Annotated in this window: 11 protein-coding genes; 6 read left to right on the top strand and 5 right to left on the bottom strand. The window is 51.4% G+C overall.

Features of this window, described 5'->3' with window-relative positions; genetic code table 11:
• Positions 1-12: 12 nt before the first annotated feature.
• From D9741_RS02475 to D9741_RS02460, 4 genes are all read left to right on the top strand, one after another.
• Complete coding sequence (locus D9741_RS02475; protein ID WP_064529833.1) at positions 13-726, top strand: TerC family protein; 714 nt, start codon at positions 13-15, stop codon at positions 724-726.
• Between the two features lie 141 nt (positions 727-867).
• On the top strand, positions 868-1,086 hold the full coding sequence (ygdR, locus tag D9741_RS02470; RefSeq protein ID WP_000758660.1) for a lipoprotein YgdR: 219 nt from the start codon (positions 868-870) through the stop codon (positions 1,084-1,086).
• Positions 1,087-1,193: 107 nt separating this feature from the next.
• Entirely contained in the window at positions 1,194-2,234 is a 1,041-nt protein-coding gene (locus D9741_RS02465; protein ID WP_130217886.1) for an NADP(H)-dependent aldo-keto reductase, read from the top strand.
• Between the two features lie 156 nt (positions 2,235-2,390).
• Positions 2,391-4,055 carry a DUF4139 domain-containing protein gene (locus D9741_RS02460; protein ID WP_130217888.1) on the top strand — a complete coding sequence of 555 codons (1,665 nt, stop codon included), beginning with the start codon at positions 2,391-2,393 and terminating at the stop codon, positions 4,053-4,055.
• A gap of 38 nt (positions 4,056-4,093) precedes the next feature.
• Here the strand turns inward: D9741_RS02460 and lplT are convergent, their stop codons facing one another.
• Entirely contained in the window at positions 4,094-5,287 is a 1,194-nt protein-coding gene (gene lplT, locus D9741_RS02455; protein ID WP_130217890.1) for a lysophospholipid transporter LplT, read from the bottom strand.
• A complete protein-coding gene (gene aas, locus D9741_RS02450) occupies positions 5,280-7,439 on the bottom strand; it encodes a bifunctional acyl-ACP--phospholipid O-acyltransferase/long-chain-fatty-acid--ACP ligase (RefSeq protein WP_130207748.1) in 2,160 nt (719 codons plus the stop codon). The genes lplT and aas overlap by 8 nt, the downstream gene beginning before the upstream one ends.
• A 587-nt stretch (positions 7,440-8,026) precedes the next feature.
• On the opposite strand from aas, the gene galR reads away from it, so the two are divergent.
• A complete protein-coding gene (gene galR, locus D9741_RS02440; protein ID WP_130207752.1) occupies positions 8,027-9,058 on the top strand; it encodes an HTH-type transcriptional regulator GalR in 1,032 nt (343 codons plus the stop codon).
• Positions 9,059-9,064: 6 nt separating this feature from the next.
• Here galR and lysA read toward each other — a convergent pair whose 3' ends face one another.
• On the bottom strand, positions 9,065-10,327 hold the full coding sequence (lysA, locus tag D9741_RS02435; RefSeq protein ID WP_130217892.1) for a diaminopimelate decarboxylase: 1,263 nt from the start codon (positions 10,325-10,327) through the stop codon (positions 9,065-9,067).
• 121 nt (positions 10,328-10,448) lie between these two features.
• Here lysA and lysR point away from each other — a divergent pair, with 121 nt between their 5' ends.
• A complete protein-coding gene (gene lysR / locus D9741_RS02430) occupies positions 10,449-11,366 on the top strand; it encodes a DNA-binding transcriptional regulator LysR (RefSeq protein ID WP_130217894.1) in 918 nt (305 codons plus the stop codon).
• A gap of 4 nt (positions 11,367-11,370) precedes the next feature.
• On the opposite strand, the gene ygeA is transcribed toward lysR, so the two are convergent.
• Together ygeA and araE are read right to left on the bottom strand one after the other, a co-directional pair.
• Entirely contained in the window at positions 11,371-12,063 is a 693-nt protein-coding gene (gene ygeA / locus D9741_RS02425; RefSeq protein ID WP_130217896.1) for an amino acid racemase, read from the bottom strand.
• A gap of 118 nt (positions 12,064-12,181) precedes the next feature.
• A complete protein-coding gene (gene araE, locus D9741_RS02420) occupies positions 12,182-13,600 on the bottom strand; it encodes an arabinose-proton symporter AraE (RefSeq protein WP_130207760.1) in 1,419 nt (472 codons plus the stop codon).
• Positions 13,601-13,712: the final 112 nt, after the last annotated feature.

Below are 13,712 nucleotides of genomic sequence, written 5' to 3'. Positions count from 1 at the left end.
GGGCTTTGTTTGATGTTATTTGCATGGGTAACCGATCCTAACGCCTGGCTTGCGCTCGGTACGCTGACGCTGCTGGAGATCGTTCTTGGGATCGATAATATTATTTTCCTCTCGCTGGTGGTGGCAAAACTACCTACAGCACAACGTGGCCACGCGCGGCGTCTGGGTTTGGCAGCGGCGATGGTCATGCGTCTGGCGCTGCTGGCGTCTATTGCCTGGGTCACACGTCTGACGAATCCGCTTTTTACAATATTCAGTCAGGAAATTTCCGCTCGCGATTTAATTTTGTTACTCGGCGGTCTGTTCCTTATCTGGAAAGCCAGCAAGGAAATCCACGAATCCATTGAAGGCGAAGAAGAAGGGTTGAAAACTCGCGTTTCATCATTCCTCGGCGCTATCGTGCAGATTATGCTGCTGGATATTATTTTCAGCCTCGACTCGGTGATTACCGCTGTGGGCCTGTCAGATCACTTATTCATAATGATGGCAGCAGTGGTAATTGCCGTAGGCGTGATGATGTTCGCCGCGCGCTCGATTGGTGATTTTGTCGAACGCCACCCTTCGGTAAAAATGCTGGCGCTCTCTTTCCTGATTCTGGTGGGCTTTACCCTGATTCTGGAAAGTTTCGATATCCACGTACCGAAAGGTTACATCTACTTCGCGATGTTCTTCTCTATTGCGGTTGAAAGCCTCAACCTGATTCGCAACAAAAAGAATCCGCTCTGATATTCCGTTCGCTCTCCTGCGGGAGAGCGTTCGGCCAGATCTCTTCCTCACAGTTTAAGATTTTCCTGCTTTCATGATGTATAACGTCAGATTATAAACAGTCTATTATCATTAATGGGCAAAATAGGTGAGGATGACCGGATGAAAAAATGGGCAGTATTAATTTCTGCAGTCGGACTGGCATTTGCCGTTTCCGGCTGTTCCAGTGATTACGTCATGGCGACCAAAGATGGCCGTATGATTTTGACAGATGGAAAACCGGAAATTGATGATGACACCGGGCTGGTGAGTTATCACGATCAGCAAGGTAACGCGATGCAAATAAACCGTGATGATGTTTCGCAAATTATTGAACGTTAAAAAATAAGGTCAGCATCCGGCTGACCTTAAGATTTTTCTCTTTCCCTTTTCCCTTCCCTCTGCCATTTTTATATTCCTTATGTCGTGATTATAAAAAGGAAACGGCTATGCAATATCACCGTATACCCCACAGCTCGCTGGAAGTCAGCACGCTGGGGCTTGGCACGATGACGTTTGGTGAACAGAACAGCGAAGCCGACGCCCACGCACAACTCGACTATGCCGTTGCTCAAGGCATTAACCTTATCGACGTTGCCGAGATGTACCCGGTACCGCCACGCCCCGAAACTCAGGGGTTAACCGAAACCTATGTCGGTAACTGGCTGGCAAAACATGGCAACCGCGAAAAGTTAATTATCGCCTCCAAAGTGAGCGGACCGTCGCGTAATAATGACAAGGGGATCCGCCCGGATCAGGCGCTGGACAGGAAGAATATTCGCGAAGCTCTGCATGACAGCCTCAAGCGTCTGCAGACTGATTATCTCGATCTCTATCAGGTGCATTGGCCACAGCGCCCCACCAACTGTTTCGGCAAGCTCGGTTATAGCTGGACAGATTCTGCCCCTGCGGTTTCGCTGCTGGATACGCTGGACGCACTGGCAGAGTACCAACGCGCGGGAAAAATTCGTTATATCGGCGTGTCGAATGAAACCGCATTTGGCGTAATGCGCTATTTACATCTCGCGGATAAACACGACCTGCCGCGTATCGTCACTATTCAAAACCCCTACAGCTTGTTAAATCGCAGCTTTGAAGTGGGCCTTGCTGAAGTCAGCCAGTATGAAGGCGTTGAGTTACTGGCTTATTCGTGTCTGGGTTTTGGTACGTTGAGCGGGAAATATCTCAACGGCGCAAAACCGGCTGGCGCGCGCAATACGCTCTTTAGCCGCTTCACTCGCTACAGCGGTGAGCAAACGCAAAAAGCCGTCGCGGCGTATGTTGATATAGCCAAACGTCATGGTCTGGATCCAGCTCAGATGGCGCTGGCCTTTGTGCGTCGTCAACCGTTTGTTGCCAGCACTCTGCTGGGCGCAACAACGATGGAACAGCTGAAAACTAACGTCGAAAGTTTGCATCTGGAGTTAAGCGAAGACGTGTTGGCAGAAATTGAAGCTGTGCATCAGGTTTATACTTATCCGGCACCGTGATCCTCTCGCCTGGCGTTTTGCGCCAGGCGTCTTTTTTCCCACTTTTCAGAATATATTCACTACTTTTCGCCGCATCTTTCCTGACAAAGCGCAATAGACTCTTTCGGTCAACGCCAGCGCGCGTTTCAATGTCTGTGCCCATTGTTAAGGATAACCATGTTGATTTTAAAACCTCTTCCCCTCGCTATGTTGCTTACTGGGTGTATGTCCTCCGCCTGGGGGACGCAGTTAACCCAACCGCTAACACTTAAAGACGTCACTGTTTATCTGCATGGTGCCAGCCTGCAAGGTGAAGAGACACTCAACTTACCGGCAGGTGAAAGCGAAATCATCTTCACCCATATTGCCAATTCAGTAACCGACGACAGCATCGCTATCTCTATCGATAACGGAGTGACGGTGCTTTCCTCACGTATCGCGCTAATGGAAACACAGCCGAATGCGTCGCCGTCAGAGATTCAGCAACAGCTAAAAGCAGCAAAGGTGGAACAGGCAAAACTAACCGCCGAGAAAAACAATATTGCGGCTCAAATTAAGGTATTAGAGGCAAATAGCACATTAACCAATAAAAGTGCCGCCGAAGTTGGCAAGTATCTGCAAATGGTGAAAGAGAAAAATGGTGAGTTACTACGAGCCGACAATGAGTTGACGCAGAAACTTGCTGATAACCAGCTTGAAATTGAAAAGCTGGAACAACGCGAGAGTACGAATAACGGCGATTCAGAGGCTGCCGATGATCCGCAGGTTATTATCGCTAAAGTCTATGCCCCCCAAGCCGTCACGGCGAAGGCAGTGGTGCGCTATATGACGCCAAATGCCGCATGGACGCCGCTCTATGATGTTCACGCGAGTGCCATCAACCAACCGCTTCGTCTGGTTTATAAGGCTAATATTCGCCAGTACACCGGGCTTGCATGGAAAAACGTTAATCTCGTGCTCTCGACCAATGAACCTGATACTCATCTCACCTTGCCGCAACTGGAAACACAGTATGTGGATGTGCCGGAGTATGGTGGCGGCTCGCTTTCAGCATCAACTTATAAGCGGGAACCCGTAATGGAACAGCGTTCGCGAGAGTCCTCTGACCAGGATGCCTCAGAATTGCAGAAAGCCCTGGAGACAGAGATGCAAAAAACAAGAGAGCAACGAGCCGGGCGCATGTATGCGGCATCAGCAGCGCCCGTTTCACCGCAACCAGAAAGTTTCACCGCGCAAAATGTTCGCTATGCACTTTCGCTGCCGTGGCAAATCGACAGCGATAATACCGCGCGCACGGTGGTCATTAAGGAAGAGTCGGTCAACGGTAAATATCGCTTCTTTGCTATTCCAAAGATCAGTAATGACGCCTGGCTCCAGGTGCAAATTAAAGAGTGGGAACAGTTAAATTTAATCCCCGGAGAAAGTCAGATCTTCTTTGGCAACAACCGTACCGGCGTGGGTTATTTGCAGCCGCCGGAAGATGGCAAGTCGCTGGATATTCAGCTTAACCGCGATCCTAAGTTGATTATTCAGCGTAAAGCCGCACTCAAAAAAGAGAATGCGTTATCTATCTTTAACGACAGCGCAATACGTAACTTCAGTTACACCCTTAATGTGAAGAACAGCTACGGCGAAGCGGTGGATATTACTCTGCTCGACCAGATCCCAGTCAGTGCTAATAGTGATATTACGGTAGAAAAAATGCAGTACGGGCAGGCGCAGTTTGATGCGAAAACGGGTGAACTGACCTGGACGCTGAAACTGTCAGGCAAAGAGAACGTGAGTCTGCCATTCTCTTACAGCGTGAAGTATCCGAAAGGTATGCACCCTTCGGGAATGTGACCTTCACCAGATGGCTGAATGTGCCATCTGGCAAAAGATTAATGACGGCGTTGCCAAATCCACAGCGCCGTTATTGCCAGCGCAAACAGCGCACCAAAGCCAATGCCTATGGGCACGACTGGGATGCCTACCATTACTGCCAACGAGTAAATTCCCAACATCAGCAGCATGGCGCTGTTTTCGCCGAGATTCTGTACTGCAATCGCATTCCCCGCCCCGACGCTTTTTTTGCCTCGCTCCTGTAATAATGCATTGAGCGGTACCACAAAAAAGCCCCCAAGTACGCCAATCAACATCAGCAAGGCATAGGCTGGCAGCAATTCGTGTTGCAGGGAGAAAATCAGCACCACCACGCCAATCAAAATGCCGGCTGGCATGCAGCGTGATACGGTTTCCAGGGTGACCAGTTTTGCTGCCGCCCCCGCACCAACCACGATGCCAATCGCCACCATCGCGTTGAGGTAGGTCGGGGTCGCGTTATCGGTAATGCCCAGCGCCACCGGCACCCACAGCACCAACAGGAAACGCAACGTAACCCCCGCGCCCCAGAATAAACTGGTTCCCACCAGCGAAAATCGTGTTTCACCGTTGTGCCATAATACGGCGCAAGCAGAGATAAAGCTGCGGGTCATGTTGATGAGATTCCACGACTGTCCCGGACGCGCCGCCGCCAGTTTCGGAATGTAGAGATTTGCGGCTACCGCGCCAGCATAAGCCAGCGCACAGGCCGCCAGCGCAGCAAGAACATGCCAGTCCGCCAGCACGCCACCGGCTACGGAACCGAGTAAAATCGCCGCAATGGTGGAGGCTTCCATCAAGCCGTTAGCTTTCACTAACTGATTACCGGTAGTTAACTCGCCAAGAATACCGTATTTCGCCGGAGAATAAGCCGCTGCACCGACGCCCACCAGCGTATAACCGAGAAACGGATTAATGCCAAAACAGATACTGGCAGCACCCAGCAACTTAAGGCCGTTGGCAAACATCATTACCCGGCCTTTCGCAAAGCTATCCGCCACCTGACCGACAAACGGCGCAAAAAGAATGTAAGCGCCCACAAACACCATTTGCAGGATTGGCTGACTCCAGTCCGGGTAGAACTGCGCTTTCAGTAGCGCCAGAGTGGCAAACAGCAGCGCGTTATCGCCAAACGCAGAGAGAAACTGCGCGGCAATAACTGCTTTCATCCCCTTCGACCATAGCGAAGTGTTAGTGTGCACTGACTCACTCATCGTGTTTTTCCGCTTCGTCTACCCAACTTTTCAACGTGACAAAGTCAGGCTTGCCGCTGCCCAGTAATGGCATCTGTTTCAGATAGCGAATGTCACGCGGTACGGCAAGTTCTGGTACGCCGTGCTCGCGGGCGTATTGCTGTAGTTTATCGCGCGTCAGTTCGCTGTCTGTAGTGAACAATACCAGCGCCTCGCCTTTACTGGCGTCGCTCTTAATCGCGGTGGCATGGACTTTATCTGGAGAAACACCAAGTGCCAGTTGTTCCACCATTTCCAGTGAAACCATCTCTCCGGCAATTTTGGCGAAGCGTTTTGCCCGCCCCTGAATCTGCACAAATCCCTGTTCATCAAAACGCACGATATCGCCAGTGTCATACCAGCCGCGCTCCATCTCACCGTGGATGTTCTCAGCCGTTGGCACTTCCAGCACGCCTGGTTTCTCTACCCGCAGGTAGCCGTTCATTATGTTCGGCCCTTTTAGTTGCAGGCGACCACCTTCTTCAATACCCGGAACCGCCAGCAGACGTGCATCCATCCCCGGCAAAATGCGCCCGACGGTGCCGGGTTTCGCTGCCATCGGTACGTTGATGGACACGACTGGCGCGCATTCAGTCACGCCGTAGCCTTCAAGAATACGCAGACCAAATTTATCCTGCCAAAGTCGTTTGGTGCTTTCTTGTAGTTTCTCCGCGCCAGCCACCACATAGCGTAGACGATAGAAGTCATACGGGTTGGCGAAGCGCGCGTAATGACCAAGGAAGGTCGAAGTGCCGAAAAGCACCGTACAACTGCGGTCGTACACCAGTTCAGGCACAATGCGGTAATGCAATGGACTGGGGTAAAGGAAGACTTCTGCGCCCGTCAGCAGGGGCGTAAACAAGCCAACAGTTAAACCAAAGGAGTGAAACAGCGGTAACGCCGACATAAAGCGATCGTTGGTGGTGAAATCGGCAATCGTTTTAATCTGCTCGACGTTCGCCAGAATGCTTTTATGGCTATGGACGACGCCTTTCGGATGGCCTTCAGAACCGGAGGTAAAGAGGATCAGCGCCTCTTCTTCTGGCTGCTGTTTTACCTGTGCCAGACGCGGCATCAACAGATGGGCGAAGATCCACACTTTGTCGGCAGTGGTGACATCCGCTTTTAAATCTTCCAGATACACCCAGCGTACCTGAGTCAGCTGCTCCGGCAGATGCCAGAGTTTGCCTTTGTCGAGGAACTGGCGGGAAGTGAAGATAGTTTTGATTTCAGCCGCCGTAATGGCGCTGGTCAGCCCTTTTACCCCGGCGGTGTAGTTCATCATTGCCGGAATACGGCGACGGGCGATGGCCCCAAAAATCACTGCCGCACTAATGCCCGCATTGGGCAGCATTAAGCCGATTCTTTCCCCTTCAACGCTATATTTTTCGAGGATGCGACCAACAAACAGTGTTTTAGTGAGCAACTTGCGATAGGTATCCGGGGTAAAGTTGACGTCTTCGACACACTTTTTCCTGGCCCCAAAACGGTACATTGCGCTCAGTAGTGATTCGTACAGCGTTTCACGTGGGCGTACCGCCATACGCGCTTCCATCATAATTTGGTGCAGCATTTCCCCCGCGATTTTACGGCGGTCACGGGCGCGCGGCGCATCTGGCATCGGCACCTGCGTGGGAGGCAAAATATGCAGATGAATTTGCGGGAACAAGCGCCGTTTAACCAGACCTTTCAGGCGACTGAAGTGCGTAAGCTCCGCCCCTTCAATTCGCACCGGAATAACCGTCGCGCCTGACTTCGCCGCCACAAAACCGGCGCCATCGTAAATTTTCATCAGCGAACCGGTGGTCGTGATGCGCCCCTCCGGGAAAATCACGACCGGACGGCCTTGTTCCACCAAACGAACCAGATGTTTGATTGCCATCGGCTGTGTCGGATCGAGAGGAACGAAGTCGATAAATGATTTCAACCAACGCATATACCACTGCTGGCTGATGGAGGTGTAAACAGCAAACACCGGGCGAACGGGTAAAAATAGCGCCAGCAGAATGCCATCAATAAAAGAGACGTGATTGGGCGTGATAAGAACGCGCTCGCCCTTCAGCGCCTGGGTGTCACCTGTCACGCGAACGCGGTACAGAGCAAGGCACAAATTTCGAAAAAAGCTAAAAAGCATTTCAACTCCCTTTGCTCATTATTCATTAAATGCGAATGCGGTGAGATTACACGAGATGAAGGGCTCGAGCGACAGTAAAGTCGGTGCGAAAAAAAACCTGCGCATCCGCGCAGGTTGGTGCAAGAGAGACAGGGTACGAAGAGCGTACCGAATAATCTCACCAATCAATACCTCTGGGATCTTGATTGTGGTCCGCACGACGACGCTTCGCCAGCGAGAAAAAGCAAAGGAATGAAGGGAAATGCAACGAGGTGTGTAAATTGTCGGTTACTGTTACAGATTTGCGACAGGCAAAAAAAACCTGCGCATCTGCGCAGGCTGGTGTAATTCATGTGCTCAACCCGAAGTTGACTTCACCTATCAATACCTCTGGGATCACCACTTTATCAACCTGTAGACAAATGCCACCAGCAGTCAATCGCAACAGCGTTTCGCAAAGTGTAACCAAAGGTTTGCAATCTCTTTTTTTCCTTACGTATTCTCGCTTCGCGCACACTTCCCACGCTGAAATCACAACGCCCCTTGAACCAACGGGCGTTTTCCGTAACACTGGCAGAATGTAAGCGTTTACCCACAAAGGTATTTTCATGGCGACCATTAAGGATGTAGCCCGACTGGCAGGCGTTTCAGTCGCCACCGTTTCCCGCGTCATTAATAACTCTCCAAAAGCCAGCGAAGCTTCTCGTCTGGCTGTGCATAGCGCAATGGAATCTCTGAGTTATCACCCGAACGCTAACGCCCGCGCGTTGGCTCAACAGACCACTGAAACGGTTGGCCTGGTCGTTGGTGATGTTTCCGATCCGTTTTTCGGTGCAATGGTGAAAGCGGTCGAACAGGTGGCTTACCATACCGGTAATTTCTTATTAATTGGCAACGGTTACCACAACGAACAAAAAGAGCGCCAGGCCATTGAGCAGTTGATTCGCCATCGCTGCGCCGCGCTGGTCGTCCATGCCAAAATGATCCCGGATGCCGATTTGTCCTCATTGATGAAGCAAATACCCGGCATGGTGTTAATCAACCGGATCCTTCCGGGTTTTGAGAGTCGTTGTATCGCTCTGGACGATCGCTACGGTGCCTGGCTGGCGACACGCCATTTAATTCAGCAGGGTCATACGCGCATTGGTTATCTCTGCTCTAACCACTCTATTTCTGATGCCGAAGATCGTCTGCGAGGGTATTACGATGCCCTTGCCGAAAGCGGTATTCCGGCTAATGATCGGCTGGTGACTTTCGGCGAACCGGACGAAAGCGGTGGCGAACAGGCGATGACAGAACTGTTGGGAAGAGGCAGAAATTTCACCGCCGTGGCTTGTTATAACGACTCAATGGCGGCAGGCGCGATGGGCGTGCTCAATGACAATGGGATTGATGTACCAGGTGAAATTTCGCTGATTGGTTTTGATGATGTGCTGGTGTCACGTTATGTACGCCCACGGCTGACCACGGTCCGTTATCCAATAGTGACAATGGCGACCCAGGCTGCAGAACTGGCATTGGCGCTGGCGGATAATCGCCCACTGCCAGAAATCACCAACGTCTTTAGTCCTACGCTGGTACGTCGCCATTCAGTTTCAACACCGTCGCTGGATGCAAGTCATAACGCAGCCAGCGACTAGCCGCGATTAAAGCAACTCGAGCGCCAGTAATTCCTCAATGGTCTGGCGGCGGCGAATCAACCGCGCCTGACCATTATCAAACAGAACTTCTGGCAACAGTGGGCGACTATTGTAGTTAGATGACATTGACGCACCATATGCGCCGGTATCATGCAGCACGAGATAATCGCCCGCCTTCACTTCCGGTAAGGCACGGGTTTCGACATTCCCCCCTTCCTGCTGGGTAAAGACATCGCCCGATTCACATAATGGCCCTGCGACAACGGTTTCCACCGTTGGCACATGTTCAAGAGAGCGACCATCAGCCGCCAGCGCGCTAATATGGTGGTAACTGCCGTACATTGCCGGGCGCATCAGATCGTTAAATCCAGCGTCAACCAGCACAAAGTGGCGACTCCCCATTTGTTTGACGCTCCGCACCTGGGTAATTAACACACCACACTGCGCTACCAGGAAGCGGCCCGGTTCGATTTCCATTTTCACAGGGTGACCGAGATGGCGGGCGATTTGCTCACGCGCGGCATGCCACAGACCATAATAATGTTCAGTATCAACCGCCTCTTCTCCCTGCTGATACGGAACAGAAAGCCCGCCCCCCGCAGAAATAGCCTGTAAATCCTGACCGAATTCGATGACCTGATGCACCATCGCGCCACACACCTGCTCCAGATGCGCATAATCAACACCAGAACCGATATGCATGTGAATGCCAACCAGTTGCAGATGATGACGTTGTATGACTTCCAGCGCAGCCGGAAGATCGGTATACCAGATGCCGTGCTTGCTGTTTTCGCCACCGGTATTGGTTTTTTGGCTATGACCGTGACCAAAGCCCGGGTTAACGCGCAGCCATACCCGATGCCCTGGCGAAACCTGGCCTAGTTGTTCGAGCATATCAACTGAGCCGGCGTTTACTGGAATTTGTAATTCACTGACGCGATCGAGCGTCGCCTGATCGACAACATCCGCAGTAAAGACAATGTCATCGGGATGCGTTTGCGGATTATATCCCGCCGCCAACGCGCGTTCGATTTCCCCCAATGAGACGGAATCCACTTTCACGCCCTGTTCGCGCATTAAGCGCAAAATATGGATATTGGAACAGGCTTTCTGCGCGAAGCGCACCACATCAAACTGTTTCAGCGCTGCAATCTGCCGACGAATAATTTGCGCATCGTAGACCCACACCGGGCAGCCAAATTCTGAGGGCAAACGCAGTAGATTTTCGGCGGTGAGATCGGTATCGGTGCTGAACAGTGAATGTGGCATAACAAACTCCAGATAAGTGCTTTTTTATGATTACGCCACATCATAAAAAGAATAAAAAATATCGATTTATGTCGAGTCTATGCAAAAATGATATGGATTACCGGATTGCGAGAGAATGCTAATGGCCGCCGTTAACTTACGTCATATTGAAATTTTTCATGCGGTTATGACCGCCGGAAGCCTGACTGAGGCGGCACAACTGCTGCACACTTCACAGCCAACCGTCAGCCGCGAACTGGCGCGCTTTGAAAAGGTGATCGGGTTGAAACTGTTTGAACGCGTACGCGGTCGATTACACCCTACCGTTCAAGGGCTGCGTCTGTTTGAAGAGGTGCAGCGCTCCTGGTACGGGCTGGATCGCATCGTCAGTGCCGCCGAAAGTCTGCGCGAGTTTCGCCAGGGAGAACTGTCTATTGCCTGCCTGCCGGTCTTTTCGCAGTCTTTTTTGCCGCCGCTGCTACAACCGTTTCTGGCCCGTTATCCTGAAGTCAGCTTAAACATTGTCCCGCAGGAATCACCGTTACTTGAAGAGTGGCTTTCGGCACAGCGTCATGATCTAGGGCTCACCGAAACGCTGCATACGCCTGCGGGTACGGAACGCACCGAATTACTGTCTTTAGACGAAGTGTGTGTTTTACCGCCGGGCCATCCGCTGGCGGCAAAAAAGGTATTAACACCGGAAGATTTTCACGGTGAGAACTACATCAGCCTTTCCCGCACTGACAGCTATCGCCAGCTGTTGGATCAGTTGTTTAGTGAGAATCAGGTTAAACGACGCATGATAGTAGAAACCCATAGCGCCGCGTCAGTTTGCGCGATGGTACGGGCGGGAGCGGGAGTTTCGGTAGTTAACCCACTCACCGCTCTGGATTATGCGGCAAGTGGGTTAGTGGTGCGGCGGTTCAGTATTGCAGTTCCCTTCACCGTCAGCCTGATTCGCCCTCTACATCGTCCGTCATCAGCACTGGTGCAGGCATTCAGCAAGCATTTACAAACCGGTTTACCAAAACTGGTTGCCGCTCTTGAGGCTATTTTGTAGTGAATTACGACAGCATAAAGGCTACTGCATCCTCGGCATGAATAGCCGCAGTATCAAACACAGGCAGAACACTGCGCTCTTCTGGCACCAGTAAACCAATTTCCGTACAGCCAAAAATGACGCCCTGCGCGCCCTGTTCTGCGAGGCGAGCAATCACTTGCGCATAATAAGTGCGCGATGTTTCGCTAAATTGCCCCAGACACAGTTCTTCAAAAATAATCCGATTAATTTTCGCCCGTTCATCTGCTTCAGGGATCAGACAGTCGATGGAAAATTGCGCCGCCAGTCGCCCACGATAAAAATCCTGTTCCATGGTGTAGCGTGTCCCCAACAGCGCCACGCGAGTCATTCCGGCACGGGTAATTGCACGTCCGGTGGCATCCGCAATATGTAAGAAAGGCAGTGAACAACGGGATTCGATAGCATCCGCTACTTTGTGCATCGTATTGGTACATAGCACAATGCCTTCAGCCCCCGCCCGCTGTAAGCCAAGCGCCGCTTCAGCCAGAATTTCTCCTGCTTTGTCCCACTCCCCGCGACGTTGACACTCTTCTATTTCATGAAAATCAACGCTATGTAGCAGCACTTGCGCCGAGTGAAGCCCACCAAGTCGCTGTTTAATGCCTTCATTTATCAGACGATAGTAAGGAATAGTTGATTCCCAGCTCATCCCCCCTAGCAGACCAATTGTTTTCATTCCTTTCTCCTGACTTGTGAGTTAATGCAGCAAGGCTGAATAAGGAACTCAACGGCCTGGCGCCCGATCTCTATTAGCGAAAAAAAGGCCGGATGTACAGCACATCCGGCCAGAGACATCAGATGCCGATATTTCTCAATTTCTCGCCTGCCATCAGTTTGCGTTCGATATGCTCCAGCGTGACATTCTTGGTTTCCGGAATGAGCCAGAAGGTAATGCCCACAAACGCAATGTTCAGCGCGGTGTAGAGCCAGAACGTACCGGCAGCACCAATGCTGTCGAGCAGAGTCAGGAAGGTCGCGCCGATAATCATGTTCGACACCCAGTTCGTGGTGGTCGAACAGGTAATACCAAAATCGCGGCATTTCAGCGGCTGAATTTCAGAGCACAGGATCCACACCACTGGCGCGGCGCTCATCGCATAACCGGCAATACACATCATCGTCATGCCAACAGAGAGCCAGGACAGGCCACTGGAAGCCGTACCGTTATCAAACTGCATCAGGCAATAGCCCAGCACCAGGGTGCCTAGCGCCATCACGCTGAAACCAATTTTCAGTGCCGGCTTACGCCCGGCTTTATCTACCGTAAACACCGCAATAAAAGTAGCAAACATAAAGGTTAGCCCTACGACCAGAGTCGCAATCATCTGCTGTTCGGTCGTCGTAAAGCCCGCCATTTTGAAGATACGCGGCGCGTAGTACATGATGATGTTCATACCGGTAAATTGCTGCATCGCCTGCAACAACATACCGAGGAACACCGCGCGACGGACGTTACGGTTGATCTTAAACAGCGCCCAACCGCCCTGTTTTAATTTCAGGCTTTCACGAATTTCGTTAAGTTCTTCTCGCGCTTTTTCTGATGTATCGCGCAGCATACGCAGCACTTCTTCCGCCTCGATATGACGCCCTTTCTCCGCCAGCCAGCGCGGGCTATTTGGCAGGAAAACAACCAGAATAATCAGCAGGACTGCCGGTAAGGCAAGAACACCTAACATTGCACGCCAGTTACCGCTATAGCTGAATGCCGTGTCGGATAAAAATGCCAGCACGATGCCCAGCGTTACCATCAATTGGTACATACTGATCATCTTGCCACGTACATTTTCACTCGCCATTTCAGAGAGGTACAGTGGAGCTGTATAAGAGGCAATCCCCACGGCAATACCAAGCACCACACGAGCGGCGATTAACATTTCTACGCTGGTCGCAAAAGCCGACCCTATCGAACCGAGCACAAACAGGATGGCCCCTGCCATCAAACTGTATTTACGCCCCAGGCGGAACGACAGCCAACCATTGAACAGTGCACCAATTGCCGCGCCGAGCATCATGCTACTGACCACCCATTCCTGTAATCGACTGGTTAGCACAAAGTGATCGGTAATGAACGGCAACGCTCCGGCGATAACCCCGATATCAAGACCAAATAACAATCCTGCGACCGCAGCAGCTACCGAAACAAACATATTCATACGACGCGTATCTCGCAGAGGACGCGGCGTTAAAGCAGATTCCGTATTGATAGTCACCATTTTTTTCCTGCCAGCAGAGAATAAGACATAGTGAAAAAATACGTGAACAACTCATTCTGGTGTCAGGTCGGAATCAGTATAAATATGGATTAAATTGCTACAACATGCGGTT

The sequence above is a fragment of the Escherichia sp. E14V7 genome (assembly GCF_004212225.1).
In the GTDB taxonomy this organism is placed as follows: Bacteria; Pseudomonadota; Gammaproteobacteria; order Enterobacterales; family Enterobacteriaceae; genus Escherichia.
This window is presented reverse-complemented; position numbering and strand designations above follow the sequence as displayed.